This window comes from Aliirhizobium cellulosilyticum (assembly GCF_014198105.1).
Lineage (GTDB): Bacteria > Pseudomonadota > Alphaproteobacteria > Rhizobiales > Rhizobiaceae > Neorhizobium > Neorhizobium cellulosilyticum.
Window position 1 is genome coordinate 306,270 of sequence record NZ_JACIGW010000005.1, and the last position, 20,398, is coordinate 326,667.

Below are 20,398 nucleotides of genomic sequence, written 5' to 3' on the forward strand. Positions count from 1 at the left end.
TCTTTTCTTATCCGGTTTTCGTAAGGCCCGCCGCCACAAGCGGCTCGATCAGCAGGCAGGCATCGTCAATCAGCCGTTTAGACAGCGCCGGATGTTCCTGATCGAACTGCCTGATCGCTTTCAACGCATAAAGCAGCATCCAGGCGCGCTGGTCGATGTCGGCGGGCATAGGGCTGCCGTCGATCAACGCCAGGACCGCCGTCAGCTTTTCCAGCATCTGGCTGCGCAGGCCGGCGCGGCGAAGGGAACCATCCTCGCGGGCATCGGCCAGAACCAGGGCCGCCGCCCTCTCCGTCTGCAATCCGCGCATCATCGCCACCAGCGCCTGAGCCACGTCCCGCACCGATGCAGTTGAAGCGATCGCCACCACCTTTTCCAGCTCGTCGGTAAGATGCGCGCCATAACGGTCCATGATCGCCTGGGCGAGCGCATCCTTTGTCGGAAAGAAGCGGTAGAGCGAGCCGATCGCCGTGCCCGATTGCGCGGCCACTTCCGACATGGTCACGGCTCGATAGCCGTGCGTGGCAAACAGGCCGATCGCCGTCTCGACGATTGTCGCCACACGTTCATGACCACGTTTGCGCTTGGGTTCCACCGCCTTTGGCGGCTTCGCGGTTGACATTTGCGAGGCGATCCTCAAATAGGAGTTATGCGAGTACATCCTCGCATAACATGGTGCAGACCTCTCGTCATCCCGTCGCGGATTTCCCTCGCCGCCCTGCCGATCCGGCCTGCAGTTCATCTTGCACGCACTCGCGCTTCCTCGCCGAAAGACATCCTATGCTCGCACTCGATCCTAAAACCACCGCGCTCGTTCTCATCGATCTGCAGAAGGGTATTCTCGCCATGAACACGGCGCCGCATGCCAGCGCCGATGTTCTCGCCAAGGGCCGCCAACTGGCGGATGCCTTCCGCAAGGCGGATGCACCTGTGGTTTTCGTCAATGTCGATTTCGGCCCGGATTTTGGCGATGCGCCGCGCGGCCTCACCGATACCGCCGCCGGCCGCAACTATCCGGAGGACTGGACGGTGCTGGCCGAAGGCCTGCAGCAGCCGGGAGATCTCACCGTGACCAAGCATCAATGGGGCGCCTTTCACGGCACAGATCTCGACGTCAAGCTTCGTCGGCGTGGCATTCAAACCATCGTGGTCGGAGGTATCGCTACCAATTTCGGCGTTGAATCGACGGTCCGCGCCGGCTGGGAGCACGGCTACAACATGGTTGTCGTGGAGGACGCATCAACCGGCGTTGCCGCCGAATTGCATGACATGGCTTTCAAATTCATCTTCCCGCGCATCGCACGCGTAACCACCACGGCAGGCCTTTCACTTGACTGATCGCCCGATGTCCGAGGAGCCCGACGATGTGTCGTCAAACCACCGCTGGCTGAGGCGGGTCGCGGCGTTGCCGCCGGCGGCGCGCTGGCTGGTCCTTATTGCAGGTTCGCTGCTCCTCGGCTGGCTTCTCGAACTCATGCATCTGCCGGCCGCATTGCTGCTCGGCCCGATGGCAATGGCTATCGCCATGGCGCTTTCGGGCATGAGTTTCCGCATGCCGAAGGTGGCGTTCAACGGCGCGCAGGCGATCATCGGCGTGATGATCGCGGCCAACATGCCGCCGTCGATCTTCTCGGAGCTTGCGGCGCAGTGGCCGGTCTTCGCAGTCGGCATCCTCGCAACCGTGATCGCTTCTGCGTCGCTCGGCGCGCTGATGGTCAGGGCGCAGATCTTTCCGGGCACGACGGCAATATGGGGTTCTTCGCCCGGTGCCGCCTCGGTCATGGTGCTGATGTCCGAAAGCTATGGCGGCGACATGCGGCTCGTCGCCTTCATGCAGTATTTGCGCGTCGTCTGCGTGGCGCTTGCCGCGACCATGGTGGCGCGTCTCTTCGGCGTGACGCCGGCCGACTCGCAAAGCGTCGAGTGGTTCCCTGCCCTTTCGCCTCTTTCTGTCCTTGCGACGCTGGCTGTCGCCTTCGGCTCGGCCTGGATCTGCGGCCTGATGCGTATTCCCGGAGCAGCACTGCTCGGGCCGCTGGCCGGCTGTCTTGTCGCCAAGTTCGGCTTCGGCATGCCGCTGGTGCTTGCACCATGGATGCTTGCCATTGCCTATGCCCTGGTTGGCTGGGCGGTCGGCGGGCGGTTCACACGCGAGGTCGTCACTTACGCGGCACGCAACTTCCTGCGCGTGCTCGGCTCGATTGCCTGCCTTCTTCTCATCTGCAGCGGCTTTGCCGCCATGCTGGTATTTTTCGCCGGCATCGATCCACTGACGGCCTATCTGGCGACCAGCCCCGGTGGTGCCGATTCGGTCGCCATCATCGCCGCATCGACCAATGTCGACGTGCCCTTCGTGATGGCAATGCAGATCGGCCGCTTCCTGGTCGTGGTGCTGACCGGGCCGATGCTCGCCAAGGCGATCGTGCGCCATATGTCCCGCTGACCGCACGGCTCTTCCACTCTTGACCAAACAGCCGACGCACGCCATAACCGAGCCCATGAAAACGACGATTTCCATTTGTGGGAACATTATCCGCTAGCGTTCGCGCTGGTCCGGCCGTTTTCGTCTCTCGAAAAGCCTTGAAGACAAACGCCCCGGTCCGGTACCGGTTGCGGCATGTCTTGTTGACGTTGGGAGAATTTTTCGATGAGCGCCACGCTCAAGCTATACAATACCTTGATCCGCAAGAAATCGGCGTTCCAGCCGATCGATGCCGATAACGTGCGCATGTATGTCTGCGGTCCGACCGTCTATGATTTCGCCCATATCGGCAATGCCCGCCCGGTCATCGTGTTCGACGTGCTGTTTCGGCTTTTGAAGCATGTCTACGGCGACGCTCATGTCACCTATGCCCGCAACATCACCGACGTCGACGACAAGATCAACGCCCGTGCCCTGCGCGACTTTCCGCATCTGGCCCTCAACGAGGCAATCCATGCGGTGACGGAAAAGACGGCAAAACAGTTCCATGCCGATGTCGCGGCGCTGGGCTGCCTCGAGCCGACTGTCGAACCGCGCGCCACCGACAATATTTCACAGATGATCGAGATCATCGAAAAGCTGATCGCCCGCGGCCATGCCTATGTGGCGGAAGGCGAAGTGCTTTTCGACACCAAGTCGATGACCGATTACGGCCAGCTTTCCAAACGCCCGCTCGACGAGCAGCAGGCCGGCGCCCGCGTCGCCGTCGATGCGCACAAGAAGAACCCCGGTGACTTTGTCTTGTGGAAGCTTTCCTCCCATAACGAACCCGGCTGGGAGAGCCCCTGGGGTCGTGGGCGTCCGGGCTGGCATATCGAATGCTCGGCGATGAGCGGCCGTTATCTCGGCGAGGTGTTCGACATCCATGGCGGCGGCCTGGATCTGATCTTCCCGCACCACGAAAACGAGATCGCCCAGTCGCGCTGCGCCCATGGCACCGAAGTCATGGCGAATGTCTGGATGCATAACGGCTTCGTGCAGGTCGAAGGCAAGAAGATGTCGAAATCCGACGGCAACTTCATCACCATCAACCAGCTTCTGGAGACCGACACTTTCGGCGGCCGCAAGTGGCCGGGCGAGGTGCTGCGGCTTGCCATGCTGATGACGCATTACCGCGAACCGATCGACTTTTCGGTGAAGCGGCTCGAGGAAGCAGAAAGGCTTCTGGCCAAGTGGCCGGCGGTCGATCTGTCCGAGATCCCGGCAGGCACCGAGACCTGCCCGATCGTGCTCGAAGCGCTTGCCGATGATCTGAACACGGTGGCCTCCGTACAGCGCATCCACGCGCTGGCGCAGGAAGCCAATGCCGACAGGACGCTGTTGCCGATGTTTGCAGCCAGTGCCGCACTTCTCGGTGTGCTCCCGAAGAAAACGGAAGTCGATGAAGCGCTTGCGGGTGCCGTCGATGCGCTTGTCGCGATGCGGCTTGAAATGCTGAAGGCGAAGAACTTTGCCGAAGCCGACAAGATCCGCGATGAGCTTTCGGCCAAGGGCATCCAGCTGAAGGACGGCAAGGACGCGGCAACCGGCGAGCGGGTCACGACATGGGAGCTGAAGCGGTAGGCTTGCAGCTTCCGGGCGAGCGGCCCTATGCTGCAACCAAACGTCAAGGAGGAAGACATGGGTGCCGAACGGAATGCAGAGCGTCATGTAAAATTCTTCCGCAACGGCGGCGCTCAGGCGGTCGTGATCCCGGCGGAGTTCGAGATGGCTGGCGAAGAAGCAGTCATGCGCAAGGAAGGTGATCGGCTCGTGATCGAGCCGGTCAGCCAAAAAGATGACTTTCGCGAATGGCTGACAAGCATTGAGCCCTGGGATGAGGAATTTCCCGATGTCGATGAGGATCAGCCTCACGCGAAGGAAACCGACATCTTCAAGGATGCCGACCGGTGACCACGGACTGGCGCTACATGCTCGACACGAATATTGCTTCCGAGATCATCCGTCATCCGGATGGCCCTGTCGCGCAACGCATGTTCAACGTAAGTTCGTTGTGCTGCATCAGCTCGTTGGTAGCTTCCGAACTTCGTTACGGGGCCGAAAAAAGAGCCTCGGCAAGACTTATAGATCTTGTCGAGGCGCTGATCAGGCGGCTGGCTGTCGCTCCCTACGAGGATGTTTCAACTTTCCATTACGCGTCGATCCGCAACGATCTGACAGCAAAAGGCGCCTTGATCGGGCCAGTCGACCTCTTCATCGCCGCTCATGCAAGATCGCTCGACCTCACGCTCGTCACCAATAACATTCGCGAGTTTTCCCGCGTCGACGGACTAAGGGTTGAAAACTGGTTGGAGGAGGCTGCGCCATGACCCAGATCCATACCGGCGGCTGCCAATGTGGCGCCATCCGCTACCGCGCAGAAGGCGAGATCGGCTTTCCGCATGTCTGCCATTGCCGGATGTGCCAGAAGGCGGCCGGCAACTATTTCATGCCGTTCGGCGGGGTGAAGCATGAGAACTTCACGCTGACCCGCGGCGAGCCGGCATGGTTCCAGTCTTCCGACACCGTGCGGCGCGGTTTCTGTCGCGATTGCGGCACGCCGCTGTTCTATGACGGCGGGCACGATCATGTCAGCATCACGCTCGGCTCCCTCGATGCTCCGGAAAGCGTCAAGCCGGACATGCAGACCAACCTTGCGCGCAAGATGCCGTGGTTCGCAGAGCTTGAAAGCCTGCCCCATGAACCCGGCATGGATACGACGCCGCAACAGGCCGTCGAAATTGCCAGAAGCAGCCGGCAGCATCCCGACCACGATACGCAACATTGGCCGAAGACCGGATCGGAGTTCTGGATTTGACCCATCATCTCCATACCGGCGGCTGCCAGTGCGGTGCGGTCCGCTTCGTCATAGAAGGCAAGCCGAGCCAGTCGTCGATCTGTCACTGTCGCATGTGCCAGAAGGCGTTCGGCGCCTATTACGCGCCGCTGATCTCGACCCGCGGCGCAAGCTTTCGCTGGACGCGCGGAGCGCCGAAACAGTTTCCGTCGTCGAACCATGTCGTTCGCGGTTTCTGCGGCAATTGCGGCACGCCGCTCACCTATGAGGCTGCCGACGGGATTGCCGTATCGGCCGGTGCGCTGGACGATCCTTCGGCGCTGCCGCCATCGATCCAGTATGGCGTCGAGGCGAAGGTGCCGTTCGTCGATCACCTCGGCGCACTGCCGGCGCATCATACGATGGACGATATCGCGGAAGCCCCCTTCCTTGCCGATATCGTTTCCAACCAGCATCCCGACCACGATACGGACACATGGCAACCGGTTCCGGCCTCAGGTGGAACCACCAAGGAGGATGATGCATGAGCGAGACGACGAGATCAGACGCCCCGAGAACCGGCGGATGCCAGTGCGGCGCCGTGCGCTTCAGGATCCATGGCAAGCTTGGCCGTGCCTCGATCTGCCATTGCCGCATGTGCCAGAAAGCATTTGGCGGCTTTTTCGGGCCGCTTGTCTCGGCACCGCAGGATGGTGTCGAATGGACCCGCGGCGAGCCGACCTATTTCCAGTCGTCGGTCAATATCGACCGCGGCTTCTGCAAGCGTTGCGGCACGCCGCTGACCTATCGCCACCCGCAAGGCATCGAGATTGCCATCGGCGCCTTCGACGAGCGCGATGATCTGGCGCCGCAGGTTCAGGTCAACCACGCGTTCAAGCTGCCCTGGGTCGAAAAGATCTTCGACGCGCCGGTGCATGGCGACGTCGATTATTACGACCGGCAGGAGCAGATCATCTCCTTCCAGCATCCCGACCACGATACCGAGAACTGGCCCGAGAAAGGCTTGCATCTGTGACCGACATTCTGCGCACGCTCTATCCCGTCTCCATCCCATACGTCACCGGCACGCTGGATGTCGGCGACGGGCATGTGATCTACTGGGAACGCCATGGTCACAAGGGTGCAAAACCCGTCGTCTTCCTTCACGGCGGACCGGGCGGCGGGATCACTTCGATCCAGGCACGGCTGTTCGATCCGGAACTTTACGACATCCTCCTGTTCGATCAGCGCGGCTGCGGCCGCTCGACGCCGCATGCGGGGCTTGAAGCCAATACGACATGGCATCTGGTAGCCGATATCGAGCGGCTCCGCGAAATGGTCGGCGTCGACCAATGGCAGGTGTTCGGCGGCTCCTGGGGTTCGACACTGGCACTCGCCTATGCCGAAACGCATCCGGATCGCGTCACCGAGCTTCTTTTGCGCGGCGTCTATACGCTGACGAAGCCGGAGCTCGACTGGTACTATCAGTTCGGCGTCTCGGAAATGTTTCCCGACAAATGGGAGGCCTTCATCGCCCCCATTCCGGAAGCGGAGCGTCATGAGATGATGGCCGCCTATCACCGCCGCCTTACCGGCAATGACCGAGCCGAGCAGATCGCCTGCGCCAAGGCATGGAGCGTGTGGGAAGGCTCGACCATCACGCTTCTGCCGGAACCGGACCTCGCCTCGAAACACGACGAGGACCATTTCGCGCTCGCCTTTGCGCGGATCGAAAACCATTTCTTCATCAATGCCGGCTGGCTGGATGAAGGCCAGTTGTTGCGGGATGCGACGAAGCTTGCCGGCATTCCCGGCGTCATCGTGCACGGCCGCTACGACATGCCCTGCCCGCTCAAATATGCCTGGCAGCTGTCCAAGGTCTGGACGGATGCGGATTTCCACATCGTCGAAGGTTCCGGCCACGCCGTGTCCGAGCCGGGGATCACCGACCGGCTGATCCGCGCGACGGACCGGTTTGCGGGGAAGGTTTGAGCCATGTACCCGGTAGCCGACCCCCTCTGCCCTGCCGGGCATCTCCCCCACAAGGGGGGAGATCAGCTAGGCGCGCGGTCCCAACTCACAAATGATGTTTCTTCTGGGCGCTGTCGTGTTTCGGGAGCGGAGGTCCTGCCACTTGTGATCTCCCCCCTTGTGGGGGAGATGGTCGGCAGACCAGAGGGGGGTAACGCCGCCGCCAATATATACATACCGCTCTGGGAGGAGCATCCATGACGACCCGAGACCGCATATATCTCTTCGACACCACCCTTCGCGACGGGCAGCAGACGCCCGGGGTCGATTTTTCCGTCGAGGACAAGATCGCGATTTCGGCGATGCTGGACGAATTCGGCTTCGATTATGTCGAGGGCGGTTATCCCGGCGCCAATCCGACCGATACGGCCTTCTTCACCGAGAAGCGTACAATCAAAGCAAAATTCGTCGCCTTCGGCATGACCAAGCGCGCCGGCATTTCCGCGTCCAACGATCCGGGGCTTGCTACACTGCTGCAGGCGAAGAGCGATGCCGTCTGTTTCGTCGCCAAAAGCTGGGACTATCACGTCAAGGTGGCTCTCGGCTGCACCAATGAAGAAAACCTCGCCTCCATCCGCGATAGCGTCGAGGCTGCCAAGGCTGCGGGCAAGGAGCCGCTGGTCGATTGCGAACATTTCTTCGACGGCTACAAGGCCAATCCGGAATACGCGCTCGCCTGCGCCCGCACCGCCCATGACGCCGGCGCCCGCTGGATCGTGCTCTGCGACACCAATGGCGGCACGCAGCCGAACGAGGTGAGCGAGATCGTCTCCGCCGTCATCGCCACCGGTATTCCCGGCGCGTCGCTCGGCATCCATGCGCATGACGATACCGGCCAGGCGGTGGCCAATTCGCTTGCCGCCATCGAAGCCGGCTGTCGGCAGGTTCAGGGCACGCTCAACGGCATCGGCGAACGCTGCGGCAATGCCAACCTGATCACGCTGATCGGAACGCTCTGTCTGAAGGAGGCCTATGCCTCCCGCTTCGAGACGGCGATCGACCCGGAGCGGCTGTCGGGGCTGACGCGCCTGTCGCACGCCTTCGATGAGCTTCTCAACCGCTCGCCCAACCATCAGGCGCCTTATGTCGGGGCATCCGCCTTCGCCACCAAGGCGGGTATCCACGCCTCGGCACTCCTGAAGGATCCGCGTACCTATGAGCATGTGACGCCGGACAGCGTCGGCAACCTGCGCAAGGTCATGGTGTCGGACCAGGGCGGCAAATCAAACTTCATCAACGCGCTGAAGCGCCGCGGGATAGAGGTTGCCAAGGACGATCCGAAGCTCGATCACCTGATCTCGATCGTCAAGGAACGCGAAGCCTCCGGCTATGCCTATGAGGGCGCCGATGCGAGCTTCGAACTGCTCGCACGCCGCACGCTCGGCACGATCCCCGAATTTTTCTCGATCGACGGGTTTCGGGTGATGGTCGAACGCCGCTTCGACAGTCTCGGGCGCATCAAGATAGTGTCCGAGGCGGTGGTGAAGATCGTCATCGACGGCGAGAGCCATATGTCGGTGGCGGAAGGCGACGGCCCTGTCAACGCGCTCGATCTCGCGCTCAGAAAGGATTTCGGCAAATACCAGAACGAGATCGACGATCTGGTTCTCGCGGACTTCAAGGTGCGTATCCTCAACGGCGGCACCGAGGCCATCACCCGCGTCCTCATTGAATCCACAGACGGAAGCGGCGTGCGCTGGTGGACGGTCGGTGTTTCTGAAAACATCATCGATGCCTCATTCCAGGCGCTGATGGACTCGGTCATCTACAAGCTGATGAAGAACCGGGAACTGGCGGGCCGGATTGCTGCTGAGTGAACTCTATCGCCGCAGCACATCCGCCAGTGATGCCACCGCGATTGCCACTGTCGTATAGACTTTGTTCCAGTCCGGCGAGCGTTTGCCGAGTTCGAGCAGGCGCGACTGGGTAGCGTCGAGGGCCTTGAAGGCGTCGGCTCGGGTGCCGTCATGGCGGTCGGCTTTGGTGGCTACGTAATAGCGCCGTGTCTTGAAGCGCGGATTGGCGCCGGGTTTGACTTCCAGCCTGTCCTGATCGCCGTCAGCATGGGCGTTGATGATCGGCGCGACGGATCCGGCACCAGATCTCAGCGCCTCTCGCATCGGGCCGTAATCGCCGTGATAGGGTATGCGCCGCGAGGTCAATTCAAGCCCCTGGCGAATGCAATCCAGCCGATAGACGGGAGACGCCGCCATGCATTCGCTTCGCACCGAGGCCAGATCCCTCACGATGCTCTGTGTGACAAGACCGTTGAGGCTCTGGTCGTAATCCGACGCTCCGTCGCGGCCTTCGGCGCGGGCATCCTGCGCATGGACCGGTGGCGTAATGGACAGCGATTGAACCGACGCCATCACGATGAAAAACAGCAAGCCCCGAACACCCATTATCGCCCCTTCCGATTGCCATCGGAGCCTCATATTCGTGCCCTCGCACGTCAGTCGCCCCGCGCTTGATGCTAGCCTATCGGCGCGACAACCGGAACGGTTTTCGGGTGGTGGGAGAGGCGCCGCCCGAAAACAAGGGTTTCCTACTTGAGCAGGGTCCGGTCGAGGAAATCGTTCATCAGCGGCGCGATCTCGTCGAGCTTGTCTTCCAAGGCGAAATGGCCGGTGTCGAGTATATGCATCTCCGCATCCGGCAGATCCTTCAGATAGGGATGCGCACCTGCTTCCGGAAAGATCTTGTCATTCTTGCCCCAGACGATCAGTGTCGGCGGCTTGCGGTCGCGGAAGAATTTCTGGAACTGCGGATAAAGCGGCAGATTGGTGCGGTAGTCGTAGAACAGGTCGAGCTGGATCTCGTTATTGCCGGGCCGATCGAGCAGCGCCTGGTCTTGCAGCCAGTTGTCGGGGCTGATGCGAGAAACATCCCTCACCCCGTCGGTATACTGGAATTTGGTGGCGTCCAGCGTCAGTATGCCCTTCTGAACCTCGCGATCCTTTTCCGATCCGCTTGCCCAATAGGCCCTGATCGGGTCCCAGAATCCCTTAAGCCCTTCCTCATAGGCATTGCCGTTCTGGACGACGAGGGCCGTCACCCGCTCGGGGTGTTTCAGCGCCAGCCGGTAGCCGACCGGGGCACCGTAATCCATCACATACAGGGCGTAGTTCGTCGCGCCGATCTGGCCAAGGAGATCATCGACGATATCGGCGTAATGGGCGAAGCTGTAGGTGAACCGGGTGTGGTCCGGCGCATCGCTATAGCCAAAGCCCGGATAGTCCGGCGCGATCACCCGGTAGCGATCGGCAAGCAGCGGGATGAGGTTGCGGAACATGTGCGAAGACGTGGGAAAGCCGTGCAGGAGAAGCACGACCGGCGCATCCTTGCGGCCGGCCTCGCGATAAAAGACCTTGACGCCGTCCACCGTGGCGTAACGATAATGGATGACGGCGGGTGCAGGGCGCGCAGCCGTGATCATGTCTGCTGCAGTCGCAACGCCCGGGAGCGGCGCGAGACCGGCAAGAGACAATCCAAGGGCGATCACAAATCGATTCATTTCACTTCTCCAAGTGGTTGACATTACAATTGAAACTTTCGACGCTGCCGGATGTCCTTCGACCGGCTGCATGGGCGTCCGGCAAAGGCCGGCGGACGGGAAGACGATGGACCGCATAGAAGCGATGACGATGCTGATCAGGGTTGCCGACACCGGCAACTTTTCGGCGGCCGCAAGATCGCTCAACGTCCCTGTCACCACGCTTTCGCGCAAAATCTCGGATCTCGAAGCGGCGCTCGGAGCGAAGCTTCTCGTCCGCAGCACCCGCAGAACCGACCTGACGGATGCCGGCAGCAGCTATCTTGCGGCCGCCCGGCGGATCATCGAGCAGGTGGAGGAAGCCGAACGGGAGGCTGCAGGCGAGTTCACCGAACCGAAAGGCCGGCTGGTTGTCACCGCGCCGATCCAGTTCGGCCAGTTGCATGTGCTGCCGGTCGTCACCGACTTCCTCGCCCGCTTCCCTGAAATCGATATCCGCCTGCTGCTGCAGGACCGAAACCTGCAACTGGTCGAAGACCATATCGACATGGCCGTGCGTATCGGTCGGTTGCCGGACAGTTCGATGATCGCGACTTCAGTCGGATCGATCCGCATGGTGGTCTGCGCCAGCCCAAGGCTCATCGCGGCGCAAGGCATGCCGGAAACCCCGCTGGATCTTTCCCGTTTTCCCTCTGTCACGATCGAGACACCACTCTCCCAACCCGGCTGGCAATTTCGCGAAGCGGGCGACCGGTCGCCTTTCTCGGTCTCGCCTACCCCTCGCCTGTCGGTCACCACGGTCGAAGCGGCATTACAGGCGGCCATCCGCGATGCCGGCGTCATCCGCCTCTTCCACTATCAAGTGGCCGATGCCGTGAAGGCCGGCGACCTGAAGATCATCCTTGAAGATTACGAGACCGATCCTGTCCCGGTGAGCCTGATCCATGCATCACGGGGCCAGATGCCGCTCAAGATGCGCAGCTTTCTCGACTTTGCTCTTCCAAGGCTCAGGGCTGTCTTCCCGATCGAGGCTTAGGCTGGCCCAGCCTTGGCCCGAAGCGCCGCGTTTTCCTGTTCAAGTTCGGCGAGACGATCCTGCAGCGGCCGCACGGCGGCTGCGACTTCCTTTTCGGTGAAGCGCGGGGTGATATGCTGCGGGCAGTTCCAGTCGAAGGCTTCCAGCCGCACCTTGAAGATGCGCTCGGCCTTGCCGCGATAACCTGCGTCGGTAACGAGAGCGGTGATCGCCGGGTCTTCGTCCAGCGCCAGTTTTTCGACATGCGCATAGATCTTCAGCCGGGCGCGGCGCGGATAGTCCATCAGGAACAGGCAGGCCTTGTCGCTGGCGGCCAGATTTCCGGTGGAGATATACTGGCGATTGCCGCGGAAATCGGCGAAGGCGAGCGTTCGGTCGTCGACGACTTTCAGAAACCCTGCCGGTCCGCCGCGATGCTGGATATAGGGCCAGCCGGTCTCGGAAACCGTAGCCATGTAGAAGCTGTCGCGTTCACCGATGAAGGCCTTTTCGCCTTCGGTGAAGCGATCCATCGTGCGGTCGCCGGAAAAATCGGACCAGAAATGATCGATGCCCATTTCCGCCTGTGCTGCCCGCACGCTCGGTGTCGAGGCGATATCGAGAAATCCGTAGGACATGGCGTTCTCCCTTGAAACCTGAACCGGGGATCAATGGCGATCCCGTGCGGTTCGTTGGGAGAAATATGCCTCTTTTCATTCCTCGTAATAATCGGCCATTTCTGGAGATCATCTCTCCGGAAAATGGGCAGATGAAATCAGGGCTCGTCGAATGACAGGCCCCAGTCTTTCTCGCCATACCATTCCTCGCCTGTCGCCTCCGTCTTCCAGCGCAGGCTTCTTACCCTGCGCAGGCCACGCGCCCGGAAAGCGGCTTCCAGCCCGGCATGACGACCTTCCGGTACCGGCCTGGTACTTTCACCCCAGATGAAGGAGACGATCTGCAGGAAGCGCGCGCCAAAACCCTCAGCCTGACGGTCGATCATCAGGTAGCCCGCATGACGGGTGAAACCGATGCGGCTTTTTTCGATCGCCGGAATGCCGAGCGGGAAGATCAGGCGACCATAGGGCGCGAGTTTTTCGATCCAGGCTTCCGGCGGGTGGTCGAGGGCGAAATTGGCGTAGATGACATCGGCTTCTTCTCTCGGCCAGTCGAAGGCATCGCCCTGCACCACCTCGACATTTGCGTATGAGGCGAGATTCGCCGTTGCCCTTTGCGCCAGTGAGGCATCGTATTCCACACCGATCACCCGACCGGATGGGCCGACGAGTTCGGCCATGATCGCCGTATAATACCCGACGCCGGCGCCCATATGCACGACCGTCTCGCCCTCGCGGATCTTGAACGCGTCAAACGCCGCCGCATGCAGCGAGGGGGATCCGTTGTTGATGCCCTTTTCCGTCTTCAGCCCGACAAGCACATCCTGATAGAGCACAATGGGATCGGTCGAGGCGACGGGGCGGTATCCGCTACCGAAGATATCGTCGAATATCCAGGGCGGCGGGCCGACATAGTCCTCGCGCGGCACACGGGCAAAAGCGGCAAGCAGTCGCGCATTGTCGTCCACCCCGGCCTTGGCGAGGAGCTGGAGCGCATAGTTGCGACGATGCGCGGGCTGGTCTTCCAGGTTCATACGTCATTCTCCGGTCTGTTATCCATCATGCCGCGCTTTCCACCCGATCTGGCCTCTCGATCAGATTTGCGAAACAGCTTCGCGCGTGGGTGGCAGGATGGATGACTTGTCTCAATGCAAGGTTCAAAGAAATGAATTGGTAGCACAGGGCACGATCCTGTAATTGCGCCATGATAATTACAAACACAATTACAACAGAATGCCGGAAGCACCCCATGGCCACCGAAAACGCCGCGTCCCCCGCCAACACGCCTGTTGCGGTCAATGAAGATACGCCACGCGGTTTCGCCTTCGGCTTGACTGCCTATTTCATGTGGGGTTTTCTGCCCTTCTACCTGAAGGCGGTGTCTCATCTTCCGCCGATGGAGGTGCTGGCGCACAGGGCGATCTGGTCCGTCCCTGTGGCGGGTATCGTGCTCATCATTCTCGGCCGGCTGAAGGATGTCCGGGCAGCATTCGCCAATCCGCGCATGCTCGGCATGGCCTGCGTTACCGCGACATTCATCACCCTCAACTGGGGCGTCTATGTCTGGGCGGTTGCCGCAGGACACGCGCTCGACGCCGCTCTCGGCTATTTCATCAACCCGCTGTTCAGCATCTTTCTGGCCGCCGTCATTCTGAAAGAAAAGCTCGCACCGTTGCAGATGGCGGCAATCGGGCTTGCGGTCGTGGCGGTCGCCATTCTTGCCTGGGGCGCCGGCGGGCTTCCGTGGGTATCGCTGGCTTTGACCTTCACCTGGGGCATCTATGCGCTCTTGCGCAAGACGCTGCCGATCGGCCCCAACCAGGGGTTCTTTCTCGAAGTGCTTTTAATCAGCATCCCGATGCTGCCCTATGTCATCTGGCTCGAAGCGACCGGACAGGGCCACTTCCTTGGCGGAACCGGCTTCGACATGGGCATGCTGGCGCTTTCCGGTATCGTGACCGCGGGGCCACTGATGATCTATGCCAACGGCGCCAAGCTTTTGAAACTGTCAACCATCGGCATCATGCAATATATCGCGCCGACGATGATCTTCCTGATCGCGATCTTCGCCTTCGGCGAGCCGCTGAGCCCGATAAAGCTTACAAGTTTCGTCTTGATCTGGGCGGCGCTGGCGCTCTACACCGTCGCCATGCTGCGACAGTTGCGCGGCCGCTGATTTTCGCCACGGGTTCTCAAGGACAGACCTTCATGCAGATGTCAGACATTCCCTTCGGCACGACCGACTGGTCGGAGATCGAACCGACCGTGCACAAGGGCGACACGGGCCATTCGACCTGGCGGACGCAGCATTTCGGCGCCATTCGGGTGCGGATGGTCGAGCACTCGCCGGGTTATCTGGCCGACCGCTGGTGCGAAAAGGGTCATATCCTTCTGTGCCTTGAAGGCGAGATGACGACGGAACTCGCCGACGGGCGGGTGTTCGTGCTGAAACCCGGCATGAGCTATCAGGTTGCCGACAAGGCAGAGCCGCACCGCTCCTCGACGACGACCGGCGCAAAGCTGTTCATCGTCGACTGACTACGCGTTCAGACGTAGTCCTCCGGCCTGTCTTTCCATCATCCTCGGGCTTGTCCCCAGGACCTATCCACGTCGCAAAAGCCGATATGTAGCAGATGCTCGGGACAAGCCCGAGCATGACGCAGGATTGAGACTGCTACAGCTTTGAAATAACCGCCTCTTCCCCCTTTGAAGACGCCGTGATCTCGTCGCGTTCCAAAATTGCCGGCACGATGTCGTCGACCTCTGCGATGACCAGCGGCTGGACGAGATGGGCGCGGTGGATGAAGCCTTCGCCGCGCATGTGGTTTACGAGCGACAGCATCGGATCCCAGAAGCCGCCGATATTGGCAAAGACCATTGGCTTTTCATGGCGACCAAGCTGGCCCCAGGTCATGATCTCGACGATCTCCTCCAGCGTGCCGATGCCGCCGGGAAGCGTGACGAAGGCGTCGGAGCGCTCGAACATCTTGTGCTTGCGCTCATGCATGTCCTTGGTGATGATCAGTTCGTTCAACTGGCCGAGCGAATGGCGGGTCGCCTCCATGTCGACGAGAAATTCCGGGATGATGCCGGTCACCTGGCCGCCATTCGACAGGACGCCGGCAGCGACTGCCCCCATGATACCCTTGGTGCCACCGCCATAGACGAGCCGCAGACCATGTGCGGCAATCGATTTTCCAAGCGCGCGGCCGGCGGCGATATAGGCAGGGTCACGGCCGGGCTGGGAACCGCAGTAGACGCAGATGGATCGTATTGGCACAGTTTTCTCCATTGGGCATTCAAAGGTGCGTCAGTTGTGGTCGCACCACACAAAATTGACGGGAAAATCCCGCAAGAGCAAGGCTTTATGACGTGAAAAGCTTGTTAAGAAGGGTGGAAAGGGCTAATCGGTAAAGTAGCGGAAACTCAGGCCCTATGAGGCAAAAGACGATGAAGAACCGTGCCGGCTGGCTCGCACTGATTGTACTTGCAATTGCTTCGTTGCTGATGATCTTCGTTGTCATGCCGAGGATTAACCAGGAAAGCAAGCCAGTCGCAGCCGCGATCAATGCTGCCGGCGATGCGGTCAAGGATGCCGTTACCGAGGGTAACAAGCCTCAGGAGACAGCGAAGGTCGAGCCTCAGACGACAGCTCCATCCTCTGCCCCGGCCAATGCTCCTGCAGCAGCCGCTGCGCCTTCGGCTGCGTCCAACGATACACCGACATTCGACGTGCTTCGCGTCGAACCGGACGGCTCCGCAGTTATCGCCGGCCATGCGGCACCCAATTCCACCCTCGAGATCACCAACGGCACTTCCGTCATCGCCAAGGTCGATGTCGGCCCGAGCGGTGATTTTGCCGCCGTGCTGGACAAGCCGCTGCCGCCCGGCGACCATCAGATCGTGCTCAAGGCAACGGGCAAGGACGGCAAGGTCTTCACGTCGGAGGAGGTCGCAACGGTTTCCGTGCCCGCCGACAAGAACGGCAAGCTTCTCGCCATGGTGACGAAGCCCGGCAAGGCGAGCCGCCTGATCGCCGTTCCGGAAGAAGCCGGCAAGGCCGCGGCTGCACCGGCGGCGACACAGCCTGCGGCAGGCGTCGAGGTTTCGGCCGCCCCTGCTGCTCCCCAATCCACCGATGTCGCTTCCGCTCCGGCTTCCGGCACCACTGCTCCGGCAGCGGCGCCTGCCATGTCGAGCGAGCTGCAGATCACGGCGGTCGAGATCGAAGGCTCGAAAATCTTCATCGCCGGCGTCACCAAATCGGGCCGTCAGGTTCGCGGCTCTGCCGATGGCTCCGTCGTCGGCCAGGCACAGGCCGGGGGCGACGGACATTTCGTCATTGACGGAAGTGCAAACCTCACCGTCGGTGATCACCGTATCGCCGTCGAGGCGCTCGGCAGCAATGGACAGGTTCTGGTCCGCGTCGAGGTGCCGTTCAACCGGCCGGCCGGCGATCAGGTTGCAGCCGTCGCATCGCCCGCGCCGACAAGCCCGGTCACGGTTGCCGATGGTGGCGCCTTCGACAATTTGCGCGGACAGGTGGCCAAAGCATTCTCACTGCTCAAGGGCCTTTACGACGCAGGCAAGGTTCCCACCCTTGAAAGCATGACGGCAGCCCGTTCGGCAACCTCGATCGCGCTGCAGTCGCTTGGCGAATACAGGCTGCCGGCCGGTGCTTCCATCAATGCGACCGAGGCTGTCGGTGTCACGGCCGCCCATGCCAATGCGGCCCGCAAGGTGCTGGAAGACCTGCCGCGTGACGTGGCAGCGGTCGGTGCGGCCCTCGACAATCTGACCAAACTGATTGCCGATACGGTCGGCCCGGCACTGGCGCAGCAGTTCGGCGGCGCACCACAGACCATGGCTTCGTCCGACGGTACGCGCACGTTCCAGCAGGCTCCGCTGACCCAGAGCAGCAGCAACTCCGTCATCATCCGGCGTGGCGACACGTTGTGGCAGATCGCGCGGCGCGCTTATGGCCAGGGCGTGCGCTATACGACCATCTATCTCGCCAACGAGGAACAGATCGCCAATCCCGATGTCATCCAGCCAGGCCAGATCTTTGGCGTGCCAGAACAGTTCCGGCCGGATTCGGAAGAACTGCATCGTGAACGGCTGCAGCATCGCAAGGGCTGATTGTCCCGCATCATCCATTTCCCCGGCCGGCGGTCCCAACAGGACCGCCGGCCGAAGTGTTTCTGAGAGCATGCAGTGCAGAGACGGATTGAGGGTCGAAGTCTGGTGTGCGGAACTTTCGCACTGGCGTCTGCGCGGGAAAGCGGGGATGGCTGAAGGGTATTTGAAAAAATCTTCGGAGCACGCGCAATCGCTTAGCGGTTCCGTCGACGCCTCTTCATCCCCGCCCTCACCGACAGGCCGATAATCAAGTCGTCATCGGATGGGAACCGGGTTCGCGAACCGGCCTCCTTCACAACGGGTTGCCACTCGGTCTCCGGTGATGGTCGCGATTGCGATCGAACGGGAACTGACAAGTCCCGCAGGATCAAATGAGCCGGCCGGGGCAGGCGGAAAGCCTGAAATACCAAATACCCGATACCCCACCGCCTGCCCCTTCCCTTTTCACCGAACCGGTCTTGCCGGTGCGGCTGCTTGCCTTTGCCCCATTGATGGCGGCGGGAGGATTGCGAGCCTTGATCAGCTTCGCGCATGCCAGCCGCGGGACGCTTGCCTCATTGAGAATGCCCGAATCGATTGACGCCAAGCCGATATTCTTCGCGAGGACAAAATGATTTCCAGCATCAGCTCCAGCCGGATCTGGCCGCAACAGGTCGTGTTCAAGGCTTTTAACGACACGTCCGGTAATCCGGACAATCCGACACCCGGCTCGTCCGCCGCATCGCTTTCGCGGCTGTTCTATTCCGAAGCCGCCGATGAGGACGAGGATTATGGATATGAAAACGAACTGTCGTCGCAGTTCGGATCGATTCAGCGAACGGCAACGGAAAACAGCGCGGATCGATATACTGATGGCGCAATCGATGACATATCCTCGAATGCGTTCATGAAGGCTCTGCAGCAGAAGCTCGATCTATTGAAGGCAAACGAAGATACATCCGCCATGGCCGAAACGATGCAGGCGGCGCTTGGAGATGGCCGGCTGACCGTCACCGATGTCGTTACCGGCGAGCAGGTCATCGCCCGCGATGTGGCGGGTGGCGACACGACATCCGGTGAGATCATCCAGGTCGCGACATCCGAATGGAGCAGCTTTCTCAGGGACACGCTCTTGCGCGACTCCTACGGCCGGTTTGTCCGCAACCAGGATTCCAGCCATATAGATAAGGCAAGCGGGGCCAGTTCGTATTTCGGTATGATCGGTGAAACGCATTACTATCTCACATGGATGGCAACGTCGAATTCCTGACGCCGAGCACATACGCGCACTCGGATTGACAACTCCGGCATCGGCTGGAACACAGGTTCCGTCGCCTGCCTGAAACAGAGCCTATGGGAGTCGTCGTCATGCTGCGCTCGCTCTTTCTCTCGATCGCGTTCTTTTTGAGCGCCACGAATGCACTTCAAGCGCAAGAAGCGCAGGAGAACGTTGTTCTCTCCGTGGAACGGGACGTGGTGCGATGGGCCGCTGTCTACAAGATGCAGCCGGCACGAGAGGATGATCCCTATTTCCACGTTCGTGTCTTCGAACATAGGAAAGGTTGGCAGCCTTGGAAATTCAGGCAGCTCATCTTCCATATGGCCGTTACACCAGAGGCGCTGCAGGCGAGCCGCATTGACAGGCGGGCAACAATCTACAACTACAAGGATGTTGAGATCCGCGCAGCTTATCGCCGCTGGCTGAATGGTTCTGAAGCGCGTACCGAAGTTCCCATCTGCGATACGGATATCCTGAACTGTATCGCAAGGCTGCAATAACACTCACGCAGCGCTTCATCGGCTCCATAGTACGTGCCCTTTATCCCCGATCGCCGCCCTCACTTCTGCGACTTTTTCTCATGCCGCAAGCGGCGCCGGGAAAGAAACCGTTTCGACGGGCTGGGGAATAGCGCTTTTACAAGCGCCACCAATCAGTGAGCGTATAAACCGGAAGCCAGCAAAACGACGGCGAAGAGAAAAACCGGGACCGACCAGTATTCCATCCGGATGAAAAACAGGTCGTGCCGCGCGCCCGGCAATCCTGTCCTGTTGAGAAAACGCCCGAGCTTCCAGTTGAGCAATCCGGCCACGAGAAAGATTGCCGCGAACTCGAAAATCTTCGCCCAGTCCGACAGCTGCAGCGCTTCCGTCACCCAAAGCGCGGCAAAGATTGCAACTCCGATGAGAGGGATGGTGAGACCCCCCCATCCGCGCCAAATAAAAACCATTTCAGTCCATCCAATTCCATCAAATCCGGTTTCCGTGCCCCTCGTATGTGCAAATCGCCTCCGGCCGGCAAAGCAGCGTCTAAGGCATTGCCGGTGCTTCGGCGGCTCATTGAAGCTCTGCGAGAATATCGTCGTAGAGCTTGCAGGCGCCATTCGGATCGGTTGCAGTCTGAGCCTGTCCCTCCGTCATCTTCTGGGCTACGGCTGCAGCTCTCTGCGGGTCCTTGGCTGCCAGTTCCTGCATCTTTTGAGAGACTTCAGTCGCCTTGGCGGTCAGATCTTCTGCGGTGCAGGCAAATGAGGGAGTTGCCGCGATAATGAGAGCGGCGGTCAGGAGGTAAGTTTTCATGTTATTCCTTATCAAATCCCCCGGTTGCGAACGGGGCGCCGCGGTGGAATTCACGCGGTCATTTTCGGTCCAAGTGCGGAGACTAGGCCGCCGAAGCCCATATGGGGCTGCAATCGTTATGGGATCGTAGCCACAGCTGGGCCAATTCTTGTGGTCATGAATGCGCTCGATAAAGGCTCCGTATGGCATTCGCACCTGCGACCCACACCCTCCCCGATCCATAACCACCCTATTTCCAGCGGAAACACCCGGCCTGACATTGCATCCGCCTCCTTTGCCGCCTATGTGCCGGGTGGCGCTTCTTTCGCGC

At 60.7% G+C, this 20,398-nt stretch carries 25 protein-coding genes; 16 read left to right on the forward strand and 9 right to left on the reverse strand.

The window, feature by feature from the left end; genetic code table 11:
- Positions 1-7: 7 nt before the first annotated feature.
- The gene (locus tag GGE33_RS20725) at positions 8-622 is read right to left on the reverse strand and encodes a TetR/AcrR family transcriptional regulator (RefSeq protein ID WP_183827362.1); all 615 of its coding nucleotides are present in this window, start codon (positions 620-622) and stop codon (positions 8-10) included.
- A 158-nt stretch (positions 623-780) separates the two neighbouring features.
- Here GGE33_RS20725 and GGE33_RS20730 point away from each other — a divergent pair, with 158 nt between their 5' ends.
- From GGE33_RS20730 to cimA, 10 genes are all read left to right on the forward strand, one after another.
- Positions 781-1,338 (forward strand): hydrolase, encoded by a 558-nt coding sequence (locus tag GGE33_RS20730; protein WP_183827365.1) that lies wholly within the window; start codon positions 781-783, stop codon positions 1,336-1,338.
- Between the two features lie 7 nt (positions 1,339-1,345).
- Positions 1,346-2,443 carry an AbrB family transcriptional regulator gene (locus tag GGE33_RS20735; protein WP_183827368.1) on the forward strand — a complete coding sequence of 366 codons (1,098 nt, stop codon included), beginning with the start codon at positions 1,346-1,348 and terminating at the stop codon, positions 2,441-2,443.
- Positions 2,444-2,647: 204 nt separating this feature from the next.
- Complete coding sequence (gene cysS / locus GGE33_RS20740) at positions 2,648-4,045, forward strand: cysteine--tRNA ligase (RefSeq protein WP_183827371.1); 1,398 nt, start codon at positions 2,648-2,650, stop codon at positions 4,043-4,045.
- Positions 4,046-4,102: 57 nt separating this feature from the next.
- On the forward strand, positions 4,103-4,375 hold the full coding sequence (locus tag GGE33_RS20745; protein WP_183827375.1) for an antitoxin: 273 nt from the start codon (positions 4,103-4,105) through the stop codon (positions 4,373-4,375).
- Positions 4,372-4,791, forward strand: a complete 420-nt coding sequence (locus GGE33_RS20750) for a type II toxin-antitoxin system VapC family toxin (protein ID WP_343062587.1) — start codon at positions 4,372-4,374, stop codon at positions 4,789-4,791. Before GGE33_RS20745 ends, GGE33_RS20750 begins: the two co-directional genes overlap by 4 nt.
- Positions 4,788-5,279 carry a GFA family protein gene (locus tag GGE33_RS20755; protein WP_183827378.1) on the forward strand — a complete coding sequence of 164 codons (492 nt, stop codon included), beginning with the start codon at positions 4,788-4,790 and terminating at the stop codon, positions 5,277-5,279. The genes GGE33_RS20750 and GGE33_RS20755 overlap by 4 nt, the downstream gene beginning before the upstream one ends.
- Positions 5,276-5,785, forward strand: a complete 510-nt coding sequence (locus GGE33_RS20760) for a GFA family protein (protein WP_246436310.1) — start codon at positions 5,276-5,278, stop codon at positions 5,783-5,785. The genes GGE33_RS20755 and GGE33_RS20760 overlap by 4 nt, the downstream gene beginning before the upstream one ends.
- The gene (locus tag GGE33_RS20765; RefSeq protein ID WP_183827381.1) at positions 5,782-6,273 is read left to right on the forward strand and encodes a GFA family protein; all 492 of its coding nucleotides are present in this window, start codon (positions 5,782-5,784) and stop codon (positions 6,271-6,273) included. The genes GGE33_RS20760 and GGE33_RS20765 overlap by 4 nt, the downstream gene beginning before the upstream one ends.
- A complete protein-coding gene (gene pip, locus GGE33_RS20770; RefSeq protein ID WP_183827384.1) occupies positions 6,270-7,229 on the forward strand; it encodes a prolyl aminopeptidase in 960 nt (319 codons plus the stop codon). The genes GGE33_RS20765 and pip overlap by 4 nt, the downstream gene beginning before the upstream one ends.
- A 236-nt stretch (positions 7,230-7,465) precedes the next feature.
- Positions 7,466-9,085, forward strand: coding sequence for a citramalate synthase (cimA, locus tag GGE33_RS20775; protein ID WP_183827387.1), 1,620 nt, complete (start codon positions 7,466-7,468; stop codon positions 9,083-9,085).
- A 3-nt stretch (positions 9,086-9,088) separates the two neighbouring features.
- Here the strand turns inward: cimA and GGE33_RS20780 are convergent, their stop codons facing one another.
- Entirely contained in the window at positions 9,089-9,670 is a 582-nt protein-coding gene (locus tag GGE33_RS20780; protein ID WP_183827390.1) for a hypothetical protein, read from the reverse strand.
- Positions 9,671-9,813: 143 nt separating this feature from the next.
- Entirely contained in the window at positions 9,814-10,782 is a 969-nt protein-coding gene (locus GGE33_RS20785; protein ID WP_183827393.1) for an alpha/beta fold hydrolase, read from the reverse strand.
- 106 nt (positions 10,783-10,888) lie between these two features.
- Between GGE33_RS20785 and GGE33_RS20790 the strand changes: the two genes are divergently transcribed.
- The gene (locus GGE33_RS20790; RefSeq protein ID WP_183827396.1) at positions 10,889-11,797 is read left to right on the forward strand and encodes a LysR family transcriptional regulator; all 909 of its coding nucleotides are present in this window, start codon (positions 10,889-10,891) and stop codon (positions 11,795-11,797) included.
- Here GGE33_RS20790 and GGE33_RS20795 read toward each other — a convergent pair.
- A complete protein-coding gene (locus GGE33_RS20795; RefSeq protein WP_183827399.1) occupies positions 11,794-12,414 on the reverse strand; it encodes a pyridoxamine 5'-phosphate oxidase family protein in 621 nt (206 codons plus the stop codon). The genes GGE33_RS20790 and GGE33_RS20795 overlap by 4 nt on opposite strands.
- Positions 12,415-12,551: 137 nt before the next feature.
- Complete coding sequence (locus GGE33_RS20800; RefSeq protein ID WP_183827402.1) at positions 12,552-13,427, reverse strand: protein-L-isoaspartate O-methyltransferase family protein; 876 nt, start codon at positions 13,425-13,427, stop codon at positions 12,552-12,554.
- A gap of 215 nt (positions 13,428-13,642) precedes the next feature.
- On the opposite strand from GGE33_RS20800, the gene rarD reads away from it, so the two are divergent.
- Together rarD and GGE33_RS20810 are read left to right on the forward strand one after the other, a co-directional pair.
- Positions 13,643-14,569, forward strand: a complete 927-nt coding sequence (rarD, locus tag GGE33_RS20805) for an EamA family transporter RarD (RefSeq protein WP_148145434.1) — start codon at positions 13,643-13,645, stop codon at positions 14,567-14,569.
- A 32-nt stretch (positions 14,570-14,601) separates the two neighbouring features.
- Entirely contained in the window at positions 14,602-14,931 is a 330-nt protein-coding gene (locus GGE33_RS20810; RefSeq protein WP_183827405.1) for a DHCW motif cupin fold protein, read from the forward strand.
- A 136-nt stretch (positions 14,932-15,067) separates the two neighbouring features.
- On the opposite strand, the gene GGE33_RS20815 is transcribed toward GGE33_RS20810, so the two are convergent.
- Positions 15,068-15,685: an LOG family protein gene (locus tag GGE33_RS20815; protein WP_148145436.1), complete on the reverse strand. Its 618-nt coding sequence runs from the start codon at positions 15,683-15,685 to the stop codon at positions 15,068-15,070.
- A gap of 158 nt (positions 15,686-15,843) precedes the next feature.
- Here GGE33_RS20815 and GGE33_RS20820 point away from each other — a divergent pair, with 158 nt between their 5' ends.
- A complete protein-coding gene (locus tag GGE33_RS20820) occupies positions 15,844-17,532 on the forward strand; it encodes a LysM peptidoglycan-binding domain-containing protein (RefSeq protein WP_183827408.1) in 1,689 nt (562 codons plus the stop codon).
- 367 nt (positions 17,533-17,899) lie between these two features.
- Here the strand turns inward: GGE33_RS20820 and GGE33_RS20825 are convergent, their stop codons facing one another.
- On the reverse strand, positions 17,900-18,118 hold the full coding sequence (locus GGE33_RS20825) for a hypothetical protein (protein ID WP_183827411.1): 219 nt from the start codon (positions 18,116-18,118) through the stop codon (positions 17,900-17,902).
- A 24-nt stretch (positions 18,119-18,142) separates the two neighbouring features.
- On the opposite strand from GGE33_RS20825, the gene GGE33_RS20830 reads away from it, so the two are divergent.
- Together GGE33_RS20830 and GGE33_RS20835 are read left to right on the forward strand one after the other, a co-directional pair.
- The gene (locus GGE33_RS20830) at positions 18,143-18,781 is read left to right on the forward strand and encodes a hypothetical protein (RefSeq protein ID WP_183827414.1); all 639 of its coding nucleotides are present in this window, start codon (positions 18,143-18,145) and stop codon (positions 18,779-18,781) included.
- 98 nt (positions 18,782-18,879) lie between these two features.
- Positions 18,880-19,290, forward strand: coding sequence for a DUF5086 family protein (locus GGE33_RS20835; protein ID WP_183827418.1), 411 nt, complete (start codon positions 18,880-18,882; stop codon positions 19,288-19,290).
- A 152-nt stretch (positions 19,291-19,442) separates the two neighbouring features.
- On the opposite strand, the gene GGE33_RS20840 is transcribed toward GGE33_RS20835, so the two are convergent.
- Positions 19,443-19,739: a hypothetical protein gene (locus GGE33_RS20840; protein WP_183827421.1), complete on the reverse strand. Its 297-nt coding sequence runs from the start codon at positions 19,737-19,739 to the stop codon at positions 19,443-19,445.
- A gap of 106 nt (positions 19,740-19,845) precedes the next feature.
- Complete coding sequence (locus GGE33_RS20845) at positions 19,846-20,088, reverse strand: hypothetical protein (RefSeq protein ID WP_148145442.1); 243 nt, start codon at positions 20,086-20,088, stop codon at positions 19,846-19,848.
- Positions 20,089-20,398 lie beyond the last annotated feature (310 nt).